The sequence below is a fragment of the Parabacteroides sp. HGS0025 genome (genome assembly GCF_000969845.1).
Classification (GTDB): domain Bacteria; phylum Bacteroidota; class Bacteroidia; order Bacteroidales; family Tannerellaceae; genus Parabacteroides; species Parabacteroides gordonii.
In genome coordinates this window covers 2,885,201-2,909,485 of the sequence record NZ_KQ033902.1, presented here as the reverse complement: position 1 = coordinate 2,909,485, position 24,285 = coordinate 2,885,201, and the positions used below count along the sequence as shown (strand labels likewise).

Here is a 24,285-nt window from a genome sequence, read left to right as displayed (position 1 = left end):
CAAAAAACATCAGAAACATGGAAACAGAAAAGAAAACAATTGGTTGCTGTCCGTTGTGTGGCGGCAACGTCGTGAAGACCTGCAAAGGCTATCGCTGTGAGCACAACTTAGGTGAACAACCCACTTGTGCCCTCAATATTAATAGCATCATCGGCAATCGGAAGATGAGCGATGAAGAAGTGGCTGAACTGTTGGAGAAACGAAGCATCCTCTTAGATGGCTTTGCCACCAAAGAAGGCAAATCGTTCCCTGCAGTACTTGAACTAGCCAATGATGGAGCCATCAACATGCAGTATGTCATTGGAAAATGCCCCCATTGTGGCGGTGACATCCGTGTGGGTACTCGTGCCTTCAACTGCTCCAACTACAGCAATCAGACCGCTCCTTGTAGCTTCTCCATCTGGCGAAACATTGGTGGCCATCAGTTGACCTTAGCTGAAGCCAAAGAAATCTGTGAGAAGGAAATCATCAGTTCAGAGCTGGAGATGTACCGTGATGACGGAGCCATCTATCGCAAACGTCTCGGCCTTTCTCCCGATAAACTCCAAATCGTGAAGATATGAAGCCGGGTATGAAAATCGTGATTATCTTGATCACAGCCGTCCTGTTTTGGGGTGGCATGTTGGTCGCTTGTGTCAGTTGTTCGGAAAAACCGAACAACTTGGCGGTGAAGGTGGCTGAGAAAGCCTTGATGGCTACTGTGGATCATCCGGAATCAGTCAAGATTCTCGGCATCAGTAAAGCTGATTCTGTCTTTGGCAAGAACTATGTGACCATGGAAGAGAAGATGGCACTCTCTGTAATGATGATGAAAATCAACGAGCAAGTGATGAAGGCCACGAACAACTTCGAGGATTTCAATCCCGACAACAGGGAGATGAACGAGTTGGTGGAACGTCAAATGGAAGCCATGACTACACTTCGTGCCTTAGTGGCCTTTGGGGACATTCAACCGGAGGTACATGGACAGAAGAAACCGCAAGCTCCCTTCTCAGGTTGGAAAGTCAAGGTGGAAGTTGAAGCACCCAATGCTGAAGGGAAGCTGTGCCGTTCGGAACATTGGTTCATTCTCGATATGTCTGCCCAATTCGTTGTCAAATCATTTGAAATTCCCTTGTTATGAGACTAAATCAAATCATCATATCGCTGATGCTGGTGGTCTCACTTTGGGTAACTACCTCTTGTGAGTGTAACCATGACATCGTAACACCTTTTACTTCTTCCCTTCAAGTGGGGAATGTGGTGTGTGCCGATGGTACCGTGATTTCCGCTACAGATTTCAGTAACTCGGGCAAAGAACCGGTTGCCGTCATATATCATGTGAACCAAAATTCTGAAATCAACTGCCTCGGTTATGCTGTTTACATCCACGATATGGCTCCTCAAACCTTTGCCGATAGTCTCGGTGTGGAACAGGAAACATCTGCTTCACTTACTGACGAGGATGGTAATGCAAATACTTACGCCTTATACCATTGCGAAGATGTTTCTTCTTCAATGGCCATCAAGGTCTTTGACATGTGGAGCTATGGCCAGTCGGCCTTCGTTCCTTCTATTCGCCAGTTGAGTTACCTCTTTCCAGTCAGATATGCTGTGAACGAACGAATAAAGGCTGTGGGTGGCGAGCCCATCAGTCTGGTACTTATCAGGAAACGCCAAAGAATCAGGCGCATCGGTTCAGACCGATAATCTCCATCTATCATGTGGAGTAGGCATAGACAAATCCATGCTGACAGAAGATGAGTCGCGTCATCAATCTGCAGCATGGATTTACTATAATACTACAATTCGGTCTATTCAGCGTCAAATACTTCGATGGCCACACATTTACGTCCTCGAAGTCCGACAAATCCCTTTGCCACCAATTCTGTTGCTTGGTCTTCTGCATCACTACCACTGACGGCTGTAATGCCCAAAGTCTCATGTTCATCCAATTCTGTAGTAATATCCACTTCATAGTGGTGCATGATTTCGTGTCGATTATCTTCCAATGCTCGACTTGCCAAATCTGAAGTCCAATTGATCTTAGTGGCAGGTGCCTTACGCATATTCTTCAGCATTTTTACCTTTACAGCAGCATCAGACCCATCTGGATTGACTTTGCGAAAGCGTTTGCAACCACAAGAACAGCTCCAGATTGGTGGCCGGCGAGGTATATTGTCGCCACCCATGATGGCATCCTTTCGGTACTCAAGCACAAACTCAATCTCAGTCATGTCTCCTGTGCCATAGATTATATCTACCACCTGACTACCACAATCTGGGCATTTTGAGGGTTTGCGTGTCACATTGATGATACGTGGTTTCCTTTTGTCTAACATAAGCGTTACAATTCCTCTTTGATATTCCAAGTGATACAATTCAAAGCGCCACCTTTCTCGACAACTTCAGAAGCTTCTATCTGTAGCACTTTACATTCAGGATAATAGCTTTGGATTTGTTGAAGTGCTTGTTCATCTTCTTCTGCGTCCAATCCTGGTATGACAATCGTATCGTTCACACGCAAGAAGTTGATGTAAGCCCAGTTATTCTTATTCGGATGCTCCAAATGGTAGCTTAGCTTCTTCACGGTAAAGTGTTTGCTCAGTATATTTTCAAACCTCTTAGCGTAATGAGAATCAAAATTATCGTAATTAGTCAGAAGAACTGTGTTGTCGTCGATAGCCTTAATGATTCCGTCTGCATGTCCATAAGGTTCTTTTATATCCCATGGCAGCATGATAACATCACGATGGAAGATTGAACAAAGTTGCGCTCTAACTTCAGCAGGCTTTAGGTGGCTATTTTCAACATAGACCTTTTCCGTCATGATGATGTACTTTCCTGCTTTTACCACATTACCACCATCAATCACCAAATCTGTTTTATACGTTAGTATGCCTAGCTCTTTACATACAGAATCAACATCAGTAATGCTCTCTTTGTCTTCTTCATTCTTTTGCAGATAGTTTGGATTATAGCAATACCGTACAAAGTGGTCATCATAAATTTGTATGGGCATGTAATCACGGGCCCATATATCATTGGTAGACTGCATTACTTGATATGATATTCCATAGTCTTGAAGCAAGGAGATAAAGCGCCCATAGAAATCTGGGCATTCGTCTTTTAGCCAAGAAGAGAGATACACCTTATTAGAATCTGAGTCTGTGATCTGTTTGCGTTTGAATTGCCATTTGCGTAGGTCTTGAACAAACTTTTTGTCTTCTGTAGCTAATAGTTCCGGATAATCAGAAGCTTTCTTCTTTTCTCCATTGGTATCGAATAGAGCCACATTCTTACGAACATCTGCAGTAACTTCAACTGGCACATTGCCATCAACCCACTGTACGGAAATGCCGTCAAATACTGATGATTGCTGGTAAAGTGCTTCGTAAAGCATCGTTGAGCAGTCGTCATTCCTTCCGTCAATTTCAAACTCACGAATTAGCATAGAAGCTCGAATGGCATTATCTGGTGAGTCACCTTTTTCAAAGGCAATATCAATACCAGACACATGATTATGTAGAGTTCCGAAATCGAAAGCAAGCTTGGGATTATCTTTCATATTGCGGTGGTACACAATATAATCCTTAATTCCGTGTTCGGCCTCTTCATGATAATAGAACTCCACGCAGGTAGGGCGTACAAGAACGTTACCTTCTTTGCCTTTGACACAAAAGTGTCCGGCCAAAGTCGTTTGGGCTATTGCCTCAAATTCTGTGGGAGCTTCATAACTTCCGCTGATTATGTTTTGGTGAGAGGATTCACTTAGAGAAAAGCCTCTCAATCGTTGTTCAAGTTTGATCATAGCTAATACCTTTAATTGGAATAATTGATTTCAATCCGTAATCGGTCAATGGCAATTATAGGCGCTTTTATGCTATCATTTCTCCTTTTATTCATTGATTACAGGCAATTTAATTCCAACTTTATAAAACCTTACATATCCGGACACCTTTTCAAATTGAGGTTCCTTGTATCGAGTGAATGTGAAACGCTCTTCCTGCTCTTGGTCAGGATAGATTATCAGACATTTTATGGGTGGAGCTGTATTCTCATCAAGGCCCAGTTTGGCGTAGATGCTAATAAGCCGCGCATATCCACCAACTTCTCTTGCATCATCGATGGATATTCCTTTTGACGATTTATACCGAGGCTTATATTTCGCATCGATAATATAGGGCTCTGGCCATTCTGCAGGATTCAGCAAGTAGTCCAGCTCTTGATAGTATGCGTTTACATGATAACGAACCTCCCCCTTAACTGTGAAGACCTGACGCAGATGATGGAAAACATACAGTTCAAAGAGCTTACTCATATCAATCCAGAAGGGTGGTGTCTGAATCTCATGCTTACCAACAACTGTAATATCATAGCTATAGCGGCGTAGCAATAATTGTGCAAACTTTATTGCTTGGTTGTATTCCTTAAATACAGGATTGCCTTTATAGCTTTTAATAGACTTAACGCTAATCTCATCACTGACACTATCGAAGTATGGCGCAATCAAGCGAACTTTTTTCTTTAGGGGCTCTATATTGACTGCATTTTTGTAGATTTCAAGCTGCTTGCTGCAAAACCTAAGTGCCATTTTGAGAATTTGGTTCTCTGGGGAATCAATATCATAAACTTGATAGCGACAGACGTTATCTGTAATATTACCTCTCGAAAGGTTCTTACGGATATTCTTTCCTATAATAATTTTACCCTTAACCTTTTTAGCAAGGTTTTCTTCAACTGTGTAGTAACTTCGCTTTAATCCCTTTCTTACTATGCGATGCAAAATGCTCAGATATTCTGTAATGAGAAATATACTGAGTATGTCTTGCTGTTGACTTACCTTTATCGATGGTTTATCAAATCTGATTGTAATCAAGTCTGTTAGATGTTCAAAGTTCTCAGGTTCAAGAAGAGCATCATTGAGCATTCTCACATAGTCAACCTCAAAACCATTGTTCAGTTTGGGGCTTACTTGTACGGCAAGTTCGTTTTCACAAAGCCAGTCTATTCCTACGAAATAGGAACCGCTTGCAGCAATCTGTTCCGATTGACGTTTAAGCGATAGGCAAAGCGTTTTTTCCTCACGTCCCCTTTTGACAGTGTACACAACTTCTTCTCCATCCTCCATATAAGGGAGGATGAAGTCTGCATCTTGCCGAAGAAGTGGTGTATTCTCCAGTATTTGCTCTTGAAGTTGTATTATAGTCATTGCTCGATTGCTTTTTGATATAATTTATCAATGGTTTCTTGTGCCTCTTCGGTTAATACACCATCGCGGACATACTCCTGTAGTAGTGGAATGATGTCATAGAGAATACGATCACTTGTGATGTTTTCTCCATTTTCCTCCATTATGAAATAACTTTGGCCAATCCACACATCTTCAGGTTTGTATTCTTCCGATAGAGTTTCAGCTGGTTCTAAAGTAAAGTTTGGATCCCATTCACTTGCTTCATAGTCCTCATAGTTGGAAATAAATAAAGCACTTACTTCTTTGAACAACTCTTCATCAAATCCTTCTACTTCACCCTCAAGAGAATAAGGCTTCCAGGGGATAAAGGCAAATCGTCTTCTGATGGCGTAGTCTAATGTCCCCAAAGAGCGGTCTGCCGTATTCATCGTGGCTATAATAAATACGTTGCTGGGAATCATAAACGACTTTTTCGAATACGGAAGCAACGCACTCTCAGCATTTTTGCTTCCCTTGCGTTTGTCTGCTTCCAGCAGCGTGATTAGTTCGCCAAATATCTTTGAAACGTTACCACGGTTAAGCTCGTCAATAACCATCACATAGGGCTTAGTATTGACCTCCATCGTAGTTGGCTTCTGATACTTATCTAAGAGCGCTTTCACATTATCTAAAGTGATGGAGTTCAAACGGTACACAATACTTAATGTCATCGTCTTGCCATCATTCATCTCAACGATATTCTCATTGATACCTTTTAGAATCCAATTGACCTTCCTAACTCTCTTATAGTCGTGGTATGAATCAATGAATTCATAATCACCTACTACAACACCAATGGCATCAATGGTGGTATTAGTATAACAGCTCATCACAATGTCACCAATCTTCATACTGTTCAGAAAGGCATCAAGGATACGCTTACCCTCACCATTGTAAATACTCCAATCGGTTTCATCAGAAATGACAGGGCCATAGTCGTCCCATCCAATGCGGATATGTCCATTATCCATGCATTCTTTGCGCACTGGGTTATCACCAGTTCCACAAAGAGAAACTTTCCAAACAACAGCATCATCCGCAATGCCGATGTGCTTATCTTTCACGATAGGACGTGCTGCTTCCTCGCAAAGCTGTTTGAAAATGCCAGATTCGATTTCGTATGTTACCTGATTGTTATCTGCTACGGGCTTTAAACCTTCAATCCAATCTTCATAGTCCATTGACTGGTGGAACGTCGTAAATGCAATGCGCTTATCCTGCTTCAATTGATTATATCGTTTCATCAAATCTTCTCTTGAAGAGCAATCAAAATCAGGGTCACAAAGTCTTACGGCAATTTCAGGAACATCATAAGTTTTGCCCGTGCCAGGAGCGCCGTACATCACGATATTCTTTCGTCTGCTGAGAATGCGTACAACATCGTCGTACCATGTGTGTTCGGTATCTCTATCTGATGTATGGCCACCTTTATTTGCGTTTGAAGAAAGTTCATAGAATGCCTTTTCCTTGATTTCTTTGGAAGCTATCTTATCCTTGATACCCTTTAACAAGCCCATATACGTTTTGTAGTCAGGGGCTTTCTTGGGTAAGTCAATGCCATATTGTTTCTGTAGATAATCTCTATTGGTGCTATCCAAAGCAAGAAAATCGTTTGGACGAATCCAAAACAATGCCATTGTGATATTAACATTGATGATGAATTGATTTACAACTGCATTGTATTCATCATCAAAATCTTCATTCTTCACAACCTTCTCAAAAAGTGACCAGAGGTTTTCAATGTCATTGGCTTGTCTTTTGCTTCTAAAGCCAAAGAAATGAGATTTTTGATTGTTGAGCACAGGAATACCTCTGAAGTCTTTAGGCACTTCAGCTTTTATCCCCAGCAGTGTTTTAAACACTTCGGCCGTATGAATTCTATTTTGAGATTTAATTCCTCTATTAAAGAGTCCAAACGTTGTGAATGGATCTATGTCCGAACAAAGATCATCATAACCATCCTCATCATGCAGGTAGCCGGCAAGAAGTTCTTCTCGTCGGTCATAAATCAATTTCAGCAACGACTTTCTGTCATTACGAAATGCCAAGAGCTTTTCTGCAAACTCCTGATAGTATGGTATCCATGTATAGTTCATATCATTATTGAGATTATGGCTTTTATTGTACTGCAAATTTGTTAATTACTTTCTAATGGTCGAAATTAATCGACTAAAATTAGAATAAACGACCTCCTCACTGATGCCAATATCAACAAGGGTATTCTTTATTGAACATACCTTATTATATGGTGCATCGGTTTCTGTTAGAATCCTATCTTCTGGTATGCGTTCTATTATCTTTCGACCACTATCTGTTTTTGTCATTCTTTCATTGATAGAAAAATAGTAGCCACGTTCAACTATCTGTGGAATAAGTGTCAGTGGTCCAGAATACCAATGAAAAATAACGTTCCTAATGTCATGCTGGCACAACATATCAAACAGTACCTTTTCTGCTCGTCTTGAATGAACGCTTATGATTTTATTCTTTCCTGCAATTTGAAGAAGTATATTGTTCAACACAATCATTTGGTCTTCCTTTGTTGGTAGTCCCTCGCTGCTGAAATCAAGACCTATCTCACCGATATAGCTAGTCTTATCTACATATTGATTAAATAAAAGCAACTCGCTTTTCTTTTCACAGGCATACAAGGGATGTAAACCTAGTGCAAGACGGGAATATCGGTACGATTTGACATGCTCTATGCCCATAGCAAAGTGACTCGGTAGGTTGGTCATACCTATCGAGATATTGTGCATAGCCTCTTGCTCTTTGAGATAGAGTTCCGGAGTCGGCATCATATCAAAATGACAATGTGTATCTATAATCATAAACCTAAATAATCATTTATTGAGCTACTATTTACAGACCTAAGCATTACTGTCAATTCATGCCTTGTGCGTTTAACAAGATCTACATATAGATCGAAATTAGGTAGATTTGACATTCCTGCTATGGTGAGTTCATCACGAATCTCAGCATCACTAAGATTTCGTCTTAAGAAATTCAGCATTGCATAGAAGTCATCTGAGATTGAACGAGTTCTTAAACGATAAAGAGTTTCGGGCTTTATTCCGTATCGAGTATTGTCATTAAAACCAATCAAAGAAGCCTTTCTATACATACAAGGCATGCAGCGACCACAATGAGTAGCATTTGTGTCATCATAGAAAAGCTGCTTACGACCTCTTTTTCCACATGAGTTTGATAACTGTACAATATTAAGTAATAAATTAAGATTGTGGCAACTACGAACCATTTCACCTTTTGTCATAAACTCATATGGATTATGTATTTGTGAGGTTAAATCCATTTGTATTAGCAAATGATTAAGACTATGAATAACGATCGGATGTGTAGTTCTCGTTGAACAGGAACCTCTTCTGGAAGCAGATAAAGGATAGTTTAATGAAACAGATCCATTTTCGGGGATTACAATATCCGTATGAGTGTATTCAGCAACAACTAAGGCTAAAGCTATAAAGAGCAGTGAACGAGATCTACATGTAGTATCACGTCCATCCTTTGGAGTCACCATAACTGCTGAATGATGATATGGGAACGTGATATACTTTTGACAATATTCCTGATGAAATACATGCAGCAAACCAGTTTGATCTGATTTTGGCCCCGGCATTGAGCTATCATAGTGGGATGCAAGAAATACCTTCTTCGAATTATTGCTTGACAAGAAATCTATTGCTCCAATAAGTGAGTCTAATCCACCAGAAAACAAATTAACTTGAGATATTTCATCATAAGCCGTTGGTATTTCAGCCTCTTGATATACAGGAGCATCAGATGGAGCAAAAGAACATGTCCAATAATCTCCTGTCAAAAACGATAGTATCTTCTCGATTTCAATACGGTTTATAGAAAATACCGCATTGCCAGGAAGCTTAAACTCAACATCAAACTGTCTAGACCAACCATCTACGGAATAAATTTCACGCTTAAATGTTCGATCTATTGCATATACCAATGATGCGAAATATAATAGTCCACATACTGTTCCTGAACTTTTAGCAAGTATTGCCGATAGATAGGTCACATTGATTGTTACATTACTGGAGAGCATACCCTCCTTGGATTCACTTCTAAAGTGGATCTCCAAGAACAACTCTTTTTTCCTAGAAACGAGTTGATATTCTGTAGTCTTAATCGTTATCATCAGCTGAGAGGATTCTTAATATTCGGTTAAACTCTTTAGTGATATATTCATGGCCTTGTGTGCCCTTCCAGTCTATTTCTGTTGCTGGAGTTCCATCATCAAAGCCAACTCGAACATCTTCCATAATCAAATCTTTGATTTCAGCAAAAGTTTGATTAGAAAGTTCTTCTCCTTTTGTTTTTGCTATTCTTTCTGAAAAATCTTGTACCAGATGGTGAAATATATACATGCCAAAGTATTGATCCAAGAGATAAGTCATCATCTTAGGGTCAAGTACTTTGTCTATATTTTGATCAATTGCATCCACTTTATCACCAATAATTTTTTCCATCAATTCAATGACGTGCATTTCTGCTTCACGAGCTGCAGTATCATCAAGTCCACCCATGTAGTCAGAAGATATTTGAGCGATTAGCTTTATAATATCCTTGCTTGTCTTATTATCAATGGTCTGATTGTGTTCAGCCAACCAATTAGCCAAACCTTTAGATTGGATATCTTGTAAGTTCCCAGCGAAGTTTCCTAACCATGAAACGCCACTTCTTCCTATTGCATAAGATTTGCCACTAGCTACAGTTGAACGTCCACCTGCAGCTCTAACCATATTACTTACAGAACGGTGATAATTGGATCTAATCCTATTATTCACACGACTTTGTGCCCTGGCATATTGTTTGGGTGGCATATTACTGGAGTTCTTCTCCAATTTATTACCATCTTCCACAGCTTTAGCCGTAGAAGTCACTGATTGAGAAGCTTTACCCCAATTCGGTTCCCCAGAGACCGATGCTTTATGTCTATGTGATGTTCCCATATTACTTCGGATTAATAGTTGCCATTAATTTGGAATTTTTGCTGAGTAAATCTGTTATTGCTTTTTGCTCATTATCGTTGCAATTCTCTAGAATTTCTCTAAACGAGACACCTAAAGGAGCAGGCAGCTTCCTGCAATCAATTCGATTTAGTATTGTAATGTATTTATTAAAATACAAGGCCTTATCTTTTATAATAAGGAGATGATATATAGAATGTAATTTCTTATCATCTGACGTAATGCTAAGTTGATTATCAAGGAGAGCGAAGAAATCTTCTCTGTCTTCTTGATTCAGAGCTTTGATTGATGCGTAATCTATCATATCTCTGTTTGGAGCGTTTAGAGCCTTATTAAACATGTCCTTGATTCTCGGCGATATAATAGATATTCCAGAAATATTATCAATTATACTATCTCTGGACACCCAAAACAACTCACGAAGATCAACTCTACTAAAACGAGGCTCTTCTTCAATCAACCTTTTGAGAGAAGAATTATCCCAATTTTTCCATTCGTTTTCAGTTTTATGCCCTGTAGCATATTTTTCTAAATCTAAAAGCTGCTCAGTATAATTTTTTGAAGAGGAGATGAGATTATACAATTCTTTGAACCTTTCATTATACTGTTGTTCGATAAGCATGAGCTTAAGTAATGCAAATTCATTGTTGTCATTGTTCAGTCCGTTTATCCGGAGTAATTCTCTTCGAATATCGAAAGCATTAAGAAAGCGCTTGATTAGACGTGGATTTCTCTTTAATGCATAACTAATCGTTGACGAAAATTTGAGGACATGAGTAATTCTAGCCTTCAAATCATCAAGTCCTTCAACTCCCTTGATATCGGATATGGCATCAGTTAAGGCAAAGGAATCAAATCGATTTTTCTGAACAAAGTCCTTGTAACCATTATGTATGGGTGTGAATATGTCAGAGGACAATACGGAATCACACAGAAGAAGCGAAACATAGGTTTCTACTTCCTTATTGCTCAATTTGGGCAACCTATAGGGTAGTTGAATAAACTTTTCCATATAGGCATTCCCAATATCTCTCTTTTCCTGACCATCTTTACCATCTTCGACCAAGGTATTGTACTCGTTTCTAATTGCGCCAGATACGATGCTCTCGTCTGCCGCAATAATGAAGGCTGTTTTCGGGACATTTAAGAACAGTTTTATAGCTTCAAGATTGTCAATGATGTGCCTCGGAAGACAACGGTCTAAGTCATCAATGAGAATAATGATTTGGTCTTTTCCTGTAGCTTCAATCAATTTCTCGAAATCTTCTCTAAACTCACGAACAGCAGCATATTCTTTTTCGGATATAGACTTACCTTCCCAAGCATCTTTCAATGTGGACAAGACTTCCTCTTTAATCTCTTCCTTATTACTAATTAGCAAACTTAGTAATGTAGGGACTATGGCTCCACCAGTTACTGCAGCTGTTCCAATAGGAAGAACAGAATTCTTAACTATGGATTGAAGCGTGCGCATTGAGAAAATATGCTCTTTGATCTTTTTAAAAAAAGATTTCGTTTTCTCAATTTTGCCGACTTTGACTTCCAATTGATCAACAATGCCTTGGATTAACGCCATCTTGGCATCATCAAAACTTTCAAATGACCATCCGTCAAAGTAGAGAATGATAGTTCTATCTTTTATTCTATCATCCTCATCTATAGACTTTTTAATCAATTTAAGGACACTGGATTTACCTGATCCCCAATCGCCATATAGCCCTATTGTTATCGGCAAATTCTTCTGGTTACACACAACATTCTTAAGAAGGTCTGCATGAACTTGATAACCAAGAAAGTCTCTATCTGTTTCTTTGTCTGACCACATACTTAATCAACTTTAGTGTACACAATTTTGGTTTCTAAACAAGGGCGTAAATCTAAGTCATAGTAGCCCATGAGGTAGAAGTTGCGGCCGATGTTCTGGTAGATATGGAGCCCACGGTCGAGCGAGATATTCCATCCGTTATCAGTGATGATATACCTTGCATGAATCAAATCCGAGAAGGTAAACTCAAAATCTATGTCTATATCCTGCAGGGCAGCCTTGAGCTGTTCAAGACCATCTTGAATTCTTTTCGTGTCATCAATTGTATCACCCATCTTCGTGGTGAGGGTAATCTTCTTGCAGTCGCCAATCTTTGCGATGGTTTCGGCAAAACGTGTGAGGTTCTGCAACTGGTAACCATGGGACAGGTAAGGCTCTTGTAGCTCGATGGATTTAGCTCCTTCCAAGTATTCGGCAAAGAGTTTATCGTAGCTGTAGCCAGTATCACCATAGCGAATTGACAATGTTTTTGGCTTAGGACCATTGTCTGTGATAGCCTCTGACACAATATCATTCTCTGCAGGCGTGGAAGGTTGCAGATTCTCTACAGGATTCTCTTCTGCGGAAATGTTTATTGCTTGGGTAGGGCGAGCCGCTGGTGCCTGTGGTTCTTCTGCTATTTCTACATCCCCAGTCTTTCTGGGATCCTGTGTAGCCATAGAGTCCTTACTTTCCGGACACCAAACAACCACCTTTTTGCCATCCTTATTGACATACGACATGTTGATGCGGGCGTACTCCTCATCAGGCTTACGCTTGTTCAACTGCTCCTTCACACGACGGCGACCTTCAAGTGCATAGGCTACAATATCATCAAATTCCTCAGGTGTAGGTTCACCTACAGGGTAGATGAGCTTCAGGAAACCAAGCACGGTTTTCTGTAACGCACGGCTATCTCGACCTTCTACATTATCGCCTACCTTGAGATATTTATTCAATACAGGTAAGTAGTTGCTATTATGGTCAAAGAGGTAATGAAGTATTTCCGACAAGTAGTCAGAAATCATACCATAGTTATTGTTATAGGCCGAATCGTCAATCTTTGGAATCTCCCATCCGGGGATGTAGTTGTAGAAACGGTCGATAACTGCGAAGTCGAACGCCTTAGGCAGTGTGGCCAAAAGGTCATGGTCGTAGCTATTGACGATTGAAGGAATATTCAAGTCGAAGTTTCCCACAAAGACAAAGCTGGCTTGTCCGGTAACTTCCTGCCCACGACTAAAACGGCCATTGGCCATGTAGTCCTTCATGATTTGAATGGTATCAGCATCCTTAATTTTCATGTTGGCCACTTCATCGAAAGCTACATTGTCCCAAAAGCCTACAGCACCCACTTGCTTACGTTGGTTGTTATAGAGCAAGGTTGCCGTACTTGCCTGTCCTCCAGAAAGCAAGGTCGAGTAAGGTGAGAATTCGGAATAGAAATATGATTTACCAGTACTTCTTCCACCCAATTCAATGCTATTGTAGTTATTCTGGACAAGAGGGATAAAACGAGCCAGAATGTGATATTTCAATCGCATGCCATCTTTGTCTCCTTTGATTGAACGGCTACGTGTAGCCAGCCAATCAGGATTGATACCGATGCTGCGAATCAGTACATCAATCCACTCATCAGTGGTAAAGCCTTTTCTGCCTTCAAACAGTTTTTCGGCATCGAAGCGAGCTATCTGGATGGGACGAAGGTCTTCTACGTAGAAAGCATAATCATCCTCCTGCACTTCATTGTAGGCCAATGTAACCTCTGCCCAGATACCACTTTCAAGCAGCTTTTCATTCTTCTGATAGAACTGAGGATTGATGGCTATGCGCTTTGAACCAAAATTTTCCATTTCGGCCCAATAGCGCTTTTCGCGTTCCACATACTTCACATGAATCTTATCAATGAACTTATGACGCTTTTTCTGTTCTACAAGAGCTTGAGCCTTGTTACTTTCATCGGGCTTCACATAGTTCTTCTCGATGGTTTGCAGCACGGCTTTCTTGCCTTCCTCTATCTCGTCCGGGTCATCTGATGCACAATAACGTGACAATAGAAATTCCAATACGAAGGAGGGTACGTTTACTGTTTGCTTGATTTCATGCAGCAAATCCTTACGCACCACCTTCCCAGGGAAGTATTCATTCAGTTTTATATCTAATCTGTCCATTTCTTAAAAATCAAATTCAGTTTGTAATTGAATGGAAGCCAATGTGGCATTGGTATCAGGATCGAGCGCCATAACAATGATGTCACCCTCAACACCCTCATTGATTTCGATGGGCTGTTTACATTTATCACATTCACTTGGAATAGAGATTAACCCAGTTGTTTCGTTATAGAAGGAAGAATCGACTACGTGACCGACTTCATTGCCAGAAACATCGGTTACCATCAACTTGACAATGCAATGTTCAGGACGGAACAGCGTGTCAACGCTACTGAAGTTCAATTCTATGAGCGGACGATTAACACGTACCACGCCACCATTCTTACCCTTATAGGTCAACTCCAGTCGGAATGATTCTTTCGCACGTTCTTCTTTGAGTTGAACAGACACAAGTGGGACTATATTTTCCTGAAGTGATAATCCTTCATGGAAATAGATGGTATTCTTTTCATATACACCATACTGTTTGGCAAAAGCGAAACGATAAACCTGACTTCGCACACCTACATGCTCAGGGGTATAGAGCCAAGACGTTTCGTTTCCATTAAGGTCACCTGCCTGACTACGTCGTTCATTCATCACACTGGTACCTACGGGCTTGCTCATGTTATCTCCAGCTTGGTATTTAGGCTGTATCATATAGCCGTGATCAGCCATCATAAGTACCATGTCGAAACCTGATTTCTTGCACGCACGAATACACTTGGTGAACAGACGCATTTCGCTTTCCATTTCAGCATAGCCTACGCTATTGATGTTTTCACCAGCAGCATCAATGGATTGACTGCGAATGATAAGCAGATTCACATCTGATGGAACATTGGCAGACAAGAAATCTTCAGACTTTACGTCCATCAACTTCACATGAGCAGGAACTTTGCTTTCGATATAACTAATACGGTCGGCAGGCAGCTCCACTTTCTTTCCCTCAAGATAGGGTTGAAGTTTGCCATCTTCCACTACTAATTCCAGCTTTGTTTCAGCTTCAGGCAATAGTGCAGCCATGCCAAATCGGGTGACGGTAGGCACGTATGCTGTAGATGGCTTTACATTGACAGTATAACTATTTTCCAAGCTCAAAGCCAAATCTTTACCCATCTCATAGCGGAAAGCATCAGCAAAGATAACCGCTACTCGTTTACGTGCTGACAAGAGTGGTGCTACTTCTTTATTCCAAGCCTGAATGTTGCGGTTGATTCCGGAAATATTATAGCCCTCTATCTCGATTTGCTTTTGATAGCGACTTTGCATCTGCTCAGTAAAGCTACGGTAATTGCGATAGACGAACTGTGCCAATTCGCTGATTTGAGGCGTATCTTCGTCCGAACTTGTGAGAATCGTCTGAAAGCGGCGGAAAGCATGGTCCACTTTATAGCCTTCTTCGCTGTACCACTTAGTGATTTCATTAAGGTTATGAAGGTCGGACATTGGTTGACGAATGCTTTGCATCATGCGCTCACATTGATCGGTCAAGTTCCAGAACAGAGCCACACCGGCATCTGCTTGATACCATACGCTTTTCTTATTCTTGGCTACCAACAATGTTGCTTCATCATATTTTCCCTTATGTAAATGATCCAGATAGAGATTAAACTCCACTTTATTCTCAAAAGCGAAGGTTACAATCTTACCTAAATCAATGGCATCAGCAAAGAGGGTGTCAAGGTGCAGACGACTGGTGATAGCTTGTGCTTGCTCTACATAGTCATCACGAAGGTCAGCACGATTACGAATGCTCTGACAGAGATTGTTGATACTCTCGATGTTTTCTTTCGGGCACTTGGCTACTGTATTGAGTTCAGCGGGGATAGAGTCTGGCAGGTCATGTACAAATTCGCTGAAGAGTAAGTATTGCCACAACTTCTGCTTTACGTCCTTCAGGGTAGTGCCGTTACAGTCCAATCCTGGCAAGTGGTTTTCGCCAAAGCTCTTCCATTCGCTCATCCAAGCGGTATTGTTCGTTGAAGTGAGAGCCAAGAGATTCAATGAAATCTCCACCATGCTCTTACCGCCTGTCAAGTTTTCCAATTCAGGATAGTTGACTCCCTCTTGCAGGGCATTGATATTGGCAAAACTGGCGGTGCCATTCTTGATCAATTCATCGATAGCCTCTGTTTTTCCATGCAGAAAGCTTTTGCAGAGATTGACGTATGAGTCATTGGGACCAATAGGGAAACGAGCACCTATTTGGGTCATACCGATATAGGGGTTGTTTACGCGCTCTTTGTCTTTAGGTACGGCTGTTCGACGATAGATAAGCATACGAGCTTCTTCATTTTTGGGTAGCTCGTTAATCCAATAGTCACAGGCCTTTTCTCTGTTTTCAATCAACGATTGGGTTGTGTCAATGACCATGACACCACGTTCGGCCACCAAAGGCAAAAGCGAATAATATTTGCCTTCGGGGTCGTAAACCGTTATGATGGGATGTTCTTTGGTAGTCTTACCAATCCAAAAATCTATGATATGTCCTTGTATATCCATATAGGTAGGAGCTTTATAAGTCTAACATTTGTTGAACAGGTTCATCGCCACTTCGCTTCTTTCGGGTCTTTTTCTCTTTAGGCTTGTTCTCACAAAGCTCTTCAAGCCCATGCGTCAAGGCCATGCACCAGTCTTTCTTCGCTTTATCGCGAATGCGAGCCGGATAGAGGGCATAAGCCAAATGGCTCCAATCGTACTCACCTTTTTGTAGCTCGTCCCAATTACTTTGACATTCTTTATTCCAACCATTGTGGCGGAAAGTGTTAAGCAAGGGAGCAGCTGTTACAGGCACACCGTCATCGTGATTGGGCTTATAAGGTAAGTCGTTCACACGTTGAAGCTCGGCTTCCAAGGTTTGAATATCGCCCAGCAGACTAAGCAGTGCTGCTTCACGCTTCTTGTCGTTGGCCAGTTGGGCGGCAGTCAAGTCGCTTTGTGCGGCTGTGCGTTCTTTGCTCAGCAACAGCAGCAAATGCGGCAATGTCTGATTGCTCAGTTTCGGATAATACACCCACATCGTTATCTCTCCCTCGGGCGAAGATATGGGCCAATAGATGGGAGCCTTACGGCGACTCTTTGTATAGCGCTTGAAATGGTAGTCGAAGAAGCCATTAGGTGATTCGAGATAGCTTTGCAGACTATCCACGCCTATCAACTGGCAGAGTTCGCTTTCTATTTCGTCAGCATCATTTGGCCAAAGGCTTTGCATTACTTCCTGCACGCGTTTTACCAAACTATCTGGATGATTGTTGTCACCCATCAAGATGCCATCTGCAGGGAGGGTAAGCGGATAAGCCATCGTTTCTTCTGCTTTCAGCGAGACAACCGGCATAAATGGAAGCGGGTCGAATACGTCACTAAAGGCGGGAATGGTGGAGGGCTTGGCTGCATAACGGATATTCCATCTGCCGAAAGCCATACCTACCAGTTCCATCACGATTTCTTGTGCCATCACTTGCTTGTTGATAACATTTCCACTGCTGGCTCCGTCGATGGAGAGCAGCTCTTCATACGGACGACGACTTTTATAGGCATTCAATGTTGCTCTAAAGTCGCTATCTTCTTCAATCCCTGCTAAATCCATCCACAAGTCATCGTTTTGCTTCACCAAATTTTGGTAGCTGTTGTAGTCGGCTGTGAGTTTAGCTTGAAGCTGGTTTATGCTTTCTTCAATATGATGGCCGCTAATTATTTGCCCTATGAAGCCATGATATTCCAAGTTGGTCTCGTCTAGGCTAAACCACCAACGTTTGATGTCGATAATCTCAGCGATAATTCGCTCGATGTCAGACTGACGGGTGGCATAGTCGGGCATAGGTAAAAGATTGACATTACCTGTTTGTTTATGCTGACCTGTATACAAATTGATTGAATACTGCCCTAGAATTGAGTTTAGAAGAGCATTTGATGCGAAAGATTCATAATTATCTAAATTAGGTAAGGCATAACCTTCCACAGTAAATACGCTATTCTTTCTAAAGATATGAGCATCAATTATTTCTCCGCGCTTTCCATAACAACTTCCTTGCTTAAAATGGTATGATAAATTTCTTAATACTACAGAAGGGTTGTTTTGAAGAAGTACCGCATTGTCTCCCCAATAAGACAGTTCTCTATAGTAGGTATAAAACATAGAAAATAATGAACCATTATACATTAGCCTATAATCGTTGCTTTTTGGGGGAATTTCATAGAACAGTCTAAAATGCACATCTGCTGTAAGAGTATCTCCATTCTTAGCTGTCATATTCAGATCTTCCAAATTATGGAATTTGAATAAGCTCAATATTGGTTCATCAAAATAATATCCAATTATTGCATTAGGAAGGTTTACAAATTCAGCAGATTTCCGAATATATGTATTGCTCCTTTTTTTATTAATGAATAGATCTTCTATAGACCCTTTAATTACTTCTGACTTAATAGAAGAGTCTTCATCAAGCACGTTAAGGAATACTCCCTCCCTTTCTTCAGAAGGAGTCTTAGATAATACTAATGTAGATGTTTCTACACTCGCATCCAATACGCCCCAGCCAGTATCAGCACAGGTCGAAATAAAACCACATATATTCTTCTTGCGGAATGGCTCATAAGAAGATTTAATGAGTACAGTACGGTCAAAGATAGAACCTACCAGACCATTGTCTTCCAATAATTCTTGCATACGATCGAAGAAAGCACATACAAGGTTTTTACACCAGCAGGAATAGTGGTCGTCCAGATAACCAACCGTACATTCAGATCCTTCGCCAAAAGGTGGGTTCATTAGAATCACGTCATAACGTTTTTGGCATAGCTCAATAAAGGCGAAGCCACGTACTGCATCGTTGGCAAAAAGAGTGTTTTCGTAGCCTTCTTCCTCAGAAAGACGAGAGGAAACATTGCGCAAAGCCTCTTGCAGTTTCTCAACAATCGTAGCAAAGAAAGCAGCCTTGGCTTCTTTCTTATCAAACTTCGCTGTCTTTTCGTAGGCTGCAATGATTTTAGCCTTCTTCTCATCAGAGTCGAACAGACTGGCTGACGGGGTGGCATTCACCTTGCTCCAGTTTTTACGTAAGTCCTCAATTTCTGCCTCAATCTCTTGCTCCATCTTAATGAGCAGACCAGCTTCACCAGCATATTGCATCTTTTCCCATATCTTCACGAGCAGGCGTTGCATGGGTTTGTCGAGCTGTTCCGTCAAAAGTTTGAGCATACGCTTATTGCCCGGCATCGGCTCAGCCAATACCAGGTGTGAACGCTCAATCACAGGACGCTCCTCACGAGGTACACCCAGTTTGCTCCACGACTGTTGCGCACGGAGCCAGAGCGACAGGGCTGCAATTTGTAGGGCACGAGGATCAATCTCCGCGCCATAAATATTGTTCTCCAAAATAAGCTTGGGTACCAAGCGGGCAAACGATTCTCTGGTTTCCGTATAGCGGTATTTCGTTAAGAGCTCAGGCTGATTGTCCCACGCATCCATATAGATGGCTTCCATCACATCAAAGGTGTAAAGGCCAAAGTGCATCGAACCGCAAGCAGGGTCGAGCATCGACATCTCCGTAGGATCCTTGATAGGACGCTGTGGTAGCACCTCGTTGGGACGGTGAATCATGTATTGGCACAATTCGGTGATAGAAGTGTGTCCACCTGTCATCTCATACCAAATACGCCCCAAGGAGTTATCCGTGAGGAATCGCACGACATAGTCGGGTGTAAAGAACTGGTTGCGTACCGCCATCTCACGACTGTTGCGTGGGCGGTTGCTCTCTTCACGCATCTTACGTCGCTCTTCCAGGGAGTTGTAATATTGGAATATCCACCCCAAGGTTTCGTTTTCACGCCAAAAGTCAACCGTTTCGCCTGTTTGCTCGTCATAGAAAGCCGTCAGGTTCTCATTATTAATGAGTTCAAAAAGCTTAGTAAGTGTTGCTTCATCGGGCCACATGAGTCCATAAGGAGAGTAGCGGTCGAATACAGAAGGCAGTTCGATAGACAGTTCATCGTAGAGTGACTGAATATACCAGCAGTAGCGCTCGTAACGAGTACCCACGGCTCCTTGTCCGGTCACCATATCATAACTCACGAAGCCAGCAGAATCGTACCCCTCAGCAATGGAAGGCATAATCAATTCCCGTTCTTCGCACATACGTACCGCACAGAAACGGTTCAAGATGGTGAAAGCCTGTTCGGCAGTGAGCTGCTGTACAGCCTTCATATCGATATTAGCACTATCTGCAGGCAGACTATTCTTGATGTGTTGTAAGCGTCCGCGAAGCATACGAGCGCGATATACCACATCGGCATCGCTTGTAGTGAGCTGGCCTACGGGTATAACACGACCATCCGCCCAAATACCATAGTGATGTTGGAGGGTGGCTATGATGTTGTTTGTGAGCAACGTTTTTACATCACTCACAAACTGCATTAATATTTTACGTCCTGATGTTGAAATCATATCCGTGAAATCTTTTAATCAACAAAAGAGAGGTCGATAGACGAACCCTCATCAATCTTGGGTAACAAACTCGTCAACTCATCAATGATGGCTTGTACATCACTTCGTTGAGTGAGGTGACGCTTAATCTGGCGACGTTCCACTGTTGTAGTGGGTTCATTCGCCGTCGTCGGACCGTCATCGGTCGTCGGGTCTGTATTATCGTCGGTAGGTTCCGTAGAACCATCATTTGTAGGCGTGGGTATCGTCACAGGCGGTACATTGTCTGCTACGAACTGCTTCACCTTACGGTCGATGCTATCATACACTCCCAACGGTGCATAGAAAGTAGTGAACTGACTACACATCTCCTGCAAGCGATCGAGGGTACTACCTTCTTGAATAGAGATTCTACCCATCATGGCTTCTATAGTTTGCTTTTGTTCATCTTTCAGCGAAGAGAAGTCAGCCGTAGTACGAATCTCGTTATTTTTTTGGTTGATGCAGTCGGTAGCTTCTATGTAGAAGTGCGTACAAGCTTGCTCAATCTCGCTATCTATTCGTGAAGATAAATCAGCATATTCTGAGGTGTGGTTAAAACAATCAGGGTCGAGCATGACGTCATTGAACGCTTGTTCGTCTTCACCTAGTTTATTTTTCAAATCCTCCAAGGTTGGCAATTGTGGCAGACGCTGGGCATCAGTCAGGCGCTTTTCTATTTTCTTGATAGAAGAAAGCATTTTGCCTTGCTCTTCCGCCTTTTGCACTTGATTGACATAGCGCAAGGAATCAACACATGCCTTATCCTTGGCGAAGAGGTAAGGAGCTTCAGCACCTTCTGAGTCGATAATCTTCACCAGATAGTTGACCGCTTGACTGATGGTGCTGGTTCCTGCCATTTCAAGCTTTTCAAAGGTTTCTTTAAGTTGTTCTACTTTGGTACGACGTTGCGTCGCAATTTTCAAAGCAGCCTTGGCTATGCTGGCAGGTATAGGCGTTAATCCTTGTGGGTTATACAGCTCCTTGAGCATCTTCATGGCCTCCATCATTTCTGCCGGGCTCAAGTGAGCATCCGTATTGAGCGAAAGACCAAGGTGGCCGAATGAAGTATTGTTCTTCATGGCCTCGGCTGCGTTTTTGGTGAACATCTTAAACGACTGGGCACCACTTCTTACCACTATCATGCCAGCCTTTAACATTAGAGCTACCAGATAGCGGATGGTATCTTTGCTCCAGCCGTACTTGGCACGGCTGAAGAAGTCGGCTAATTGTCCGCCATTGGCATCGCTGTGTGAAGCAATATAGTCCTTTATTTCAGCAAAAGCTGCATAGCTGGTATCTATTACACCGTTATCATCTACAATCTTAAAAGGATTGAGCGAAGCAGGAAGCTTGGTCGCATCATCATAAGCCAACAAGTCGCTAACCACAGAGGTAGGCATGCTACGTGAGGCCAAAGGATATTTGTCATAAACATCCTCTGCAAACTTTTTTAAGGCCTGAGTCTTATATGTTTCGCCATTTACAGATGTAGGAGAACCCTTGCAGATGGTTTCGCTATTATTCTGCGACTGACGAAGAATGCGTGTAATCTCTTGTCGATTTTTTTCTGCATCAGCCTGTTGGGCACGCAGATAGTCCTGAATCTCCTTATTGGTGTCGTGGCGGTGATTGTTGCAGATGGTTTCGTCCCTCACCACATCAATCAGCAAAAGTTCAATATCCTGAGGCAATGTGCAGAGCCAGAACATAGTTTGCTTATTTTCCACCTTGGTGCTCTCCGTGAGAAGCGCATTATGTGTCTTCTCAAAATCACTGGCATCTACAAAACGTACATTGATTTTGATGTCTCCACCAGAGATGAGTACGGGATTTTGACGGCCACGGCAAAGTTCAACTGTCGCGTTAATGGTCTTTGATCCGTAGATGCTGACAGAGGGAGCTGGTGAAAGGATATCAAGAACCAATTCTTTCATTACCTTAAACTTCTCAGAGTCGGTGGCATTGAGGCGTGAACGTTCATCTTGTACAGTTAAGATGGCATTGGTCATAAAACGGAAACGGCCATCAATCTCTTGAAGGGTTACTCCTGGAGTATCTTTTATCTCATCAAGCAAAGCACGGAGTTCCGGTTTATTCAATGGATGACCCACTTGCTGGAACAGCAGCGAGCAAAGGTTATCAAACGACAAACAGAAATCGTCCAACAGCTGCATGATGGCAATGGTCTTACAAGCCTTTACTGCCAATGGATTGCTACTGTAAAGTTCAATGGCTTTCTTGGCTGAGATGACTATCTCACGGAAGTCTTGATTCTTCTCCATGTAGGTATGGAGGGTATCATAAAACAAATCGGGTGTTGCCATCTTGCCGATAGCACAGTCGGCCAAATGGCCATCTACCAATAAATCTCGAATCAGACGAATCACAGAACGTAAACCAGAACCACCGCTTCTACTGGCCAACTTTTGAAGCAGAGCCAACAATATGTCGATATGTACCGGTAAGAAGGGATAGAGGTTTGCAAACAGTTCACCTGTCAATGGCTTCATATACAGAGATCGTTCCATATTGGTCAAACGTGTCTCCAGCTTGATAGAAGCTTCATTGCGGTTGAAAAGGTCAGTCAAGTATTCTTTCCCCTTGGGGGATTTACCTAACAAACGCTTGGTAATAATCTCCTTGATGTCATCAGCTTCGATATCCACCTTGATGGGGAATCGGTCATTCAACTTAAAGAGTTTATCCGAGTTAACTTGTGCTTGGGGATTGTCCTCAGTTAAGGTCTGCTGAGCCGTAGCTATGAGCCATACATTTCCCTTGAATTGAGATTTCAAGATTTGCATGGTACCTTGCATGCTACGAATCAAATCTTCGCTGGCAGCCACATATTGGCCCACCTCGTCAAGGACATAGATGATGCGTTCTATGCCGTATTTCTGTTTCACCAGCGCGCAAAGACGTTTGAAACGGTCTGTTTCATTTTCTACAGAATCCACCTTGATGGAGTTGTATTCCTCTGAAGAAGCAAAATATTCAGGAAGGATAACGGGCGCAAACTTAGCTGCATATTTGTTGGCAATCAATTTCTTTGATTGAATTGCTTCCCAATCCTTTCCTTCACCCTTCACCATGTCGCAGAACTGGTCGTACTTACCCTCTTCTTGGAGGATAGATACAAAGTCCATCAACTTAGGGTCAGTAGCTTTAATGCCAATGAGCTTTAATGTTTCGTAGTACATAATATCGCTCACGGTAGAGGTGATACCGGCTGTAGCTTCGGTAGTGAGGTCAATCAAGATGACCAGTGGGTCGTATTTCTGGATAACGGCACGATGCAAGGTTTTGAGAGCGTTGTCCTCAATGCGGTTCATTAGCTTTTCGCCAAAGCTAATGCCATCCACTTTCAAAGATTGCTGGAAAGAGTAACCCAAATATTTGGCAAAGGAGCTCTTACCCGAACCATAAAATCCGGATACCCACACACCAACCTCATTGGAGGAATCACGAAATGCCGACTCCAATTCCTCGATAACCTTTTCATAGTTATCGTGCAGTTTGTCGGTCACTACATATTCGTTAATCTCGTTCTTCAGATTTTCTTCGCTGTTATCTGCGAAAGTAACAACACTCTCTATTCGGCGATTTATATCTTTGGACGAATCAAAAAGTTCTTTTATCGTATTCATATC

Annotated in this window: 15 protein-coding genes; 3 read left to right on the top strand and 12 right to left on the bottom strand. The window is 42.0% G+C overall.

Going from position 1 to position 24,285, the window contains the following annotated elements:
• Positions 1–17 precede the first annotated feature (17 nt).
• The 3 genes from HMPREF1212_RS11420 to HMPREF1212_RS11410 are packed head-to-tail and all read left to right on the top strand — an operon-like array spanning position 18 to position 1,689.
• The gene (locus tag HMPREF1212_RS11420; protein WP_046149434.1) at positions 18–563 is read left to right on the top strand and encodes a topoisomerase C-terminal repeat-containing protein; all 546 of its coding nucleotides are present in this window, start codon (positions 18–20) and stop codon (positions 561–563) included.
• Entirely contained in the window at positions 560–1,123 is a 564-nt protein-coding gene (locus HMPREF1212_RS11415) for a hypothetical protein (protein ID WP_046149433.1), read from the top strand. The genes HMPREF1212_RS11420 and HMPREF1212_RS11415 overlap by 4 nt, the downstream gene beginning before the upstream one ends.
• A complete protein-coding gene (locus HMPREF1212_RS11410; RefSeq protein ID WP_232430084.1) occupies positions 1,120–1,689 on the top strand; it encodes a hypothetical protein in 570 nt (189 codons plus the stop codon). Before HMPREF1212_RS11415 ends, HMPREF1212_RS11410 begins: the two co-directional genes overlap by 4 nt.
• Positions 1,690–1,793: 104 nt before the next feature.
• On the opposite strand, the gene HMPREF1212_RS11405 is transcribed toward HMPREF1212_RS11410, so the two are convergent.
• The 12 genes from HMPREF1212_RS11405 to brxC form a co-directional block, all read right to left on the bottom strand.
• A complete protein-coding gene (locus HMPREF1212_RS11405; RefSeq protein ID WP_232430083.1) occupies positions 1,794–2,351 on the bottom strand; it encodes a hypothetical protein in 558 nt (185 codons plus the stop codon).
• Positions 2,327–3,790 (bottom strand): agmatine deiminase family protein, encoded by a 1,464-nt coding sequence (locus tag HMPREF1212_RS26325; RefSeq protein WP_052724978.1) that lies wholly within the window; start codon positions 3,788–3,790, stop codon positions 2,327–2,329. Before HMPREF1212_RS26325 ends, HMPREF1212_RS11405 begins: the two co-directional genes overlap by 25 nt.
• Positions 3,791–3,877: 87 nt before the next feature.
• A complete protein-coding gene (locus tag HMPREF1212_RS11395) occupies positions 3,878–5,191 on the bottom strand; it encodes a 5-methylcytosine restriction system specificity protein McrC (RefSeq protein WP_046149431.1) in 1,314 nt (437 codons plus the stop codon).
• On the bottom strand, positions 5,188–7,308 hold the full coding sequence (locus HMPREF1212_RS11390; protein WP_046150352.1) for an AAA family ATPase: 2,121 nt from the start codon (positions 7,306–7,308) through the stop codon (positions 5,188–5,190). The genes HMPREF1212_RS11395 and HMPREF1212_RS11390 overlap by 4 nt, the downstream gene beginning before the upstream one ends.
• A gap of 45 nt (positions 7,309–7,353) precedes the next feature.
• Positions 7,354–8,043 (bottom strand): TatD family hydrolase, encoded by a 690-nt coding sequence (locus tag HMPREF1212_RS11385; RefSeq protein ID WP_046149430.1) that lies wholly within the window; start codon positions 8,041–8,043, stop codon positions 7,354–7,356.
• Positions 8,040–9,383, bottom strand: a complete 1,344-nt coding sequence (gene qatC / locus HMPREF1212_RS11380) for a Qat anti-phage system QueC-like protein QatC (RefSeq protein ID WP_052724977.1) — start codon at positions 9,381–9,383, stop codon at positions 8,040–8,042. The genes HMPREF1212_RS11385 and qatC overlap by 4 nt, the downstream gene beginning before the upstream one ends.
• Positions 9,370–10,197, bottom strand: coding sequence for a hypothetical protein (locus HMPREF1212_RS11375; RefSeq protein WP_046149429.1), 828 nt, complete (start codon positions 10,195–10,197; stop codon positions 9,370–9,372). The genes qatC and HMPREF1212_RS11375 overlap by 14 nt, the downstream gene beginning before the upstream one ends.
• A 1-nt stretch (position 10,198) precedes the next feature.
• Positions 10,199–12,040, bottom strand: a complete 1,842-nt coding sequence (locus HMPREF1212_RS11370; RefSeq protein ID WP_046149428.1) for a KAP family P-loop NTPase fold protein — start codon at positions 12,038–12,040, stop codon at positions 10,199–10,201.
• A gap of 2 nt (positions 12,041–12,042) precedes the next feature.
• Entirely contained in the window at positions 12,043–14,190 is a 2,148-nt protein-coding gene (brxL, locus tag HMPREF1212_RS11365) for a BREX system Lon protease-like protein BrxL (protein WP_046149427.1), read from the bottom strand.
• Between the two features lie 3 nt (positions 14,191–14,193).
• On the bottom strand, positions 14,194–16,674 hold the full coding sequence (locus tag HMPREF1212_RS11360) for a PglZ domain-containing protein (RefSeq protein WP_046149426.1): 2,481 nt from the start codon (positions 16,672–16,674) through the stop codon (positions 14,194–14,196).
• 13 nt (positions 16,675–16,687) lie between these two features.
• Complete coding sequence (gene pglX / locus HMPREF1212_RS11355; RefSeq protein WP_046149425.1) at positions 16,688–20,614, bottom strand: BREX-1 system adenine-specific DNA-methyltransferase PglX; 3,927 nt, start codon at positions 20,612–20,614, stop codon at positions 16,688–16,690.
• Between the two features lie 14 nt (positions 20,615–20,628).
• Positions 20,629–24,282: a BREX system P-loop protein BrxC gene (gene brxC, locus HMPREF1212_RS26675; RefSeq protein WP_046149424.1), complete on the bottom strand. Its 3,654-nt coding sequence runs from the start codon at positions 24,280–24,282 to the stop codon at positions 20,629–20,631.
• Positions 24,283–24,285 lie beyond the last annotated feature (3 nt).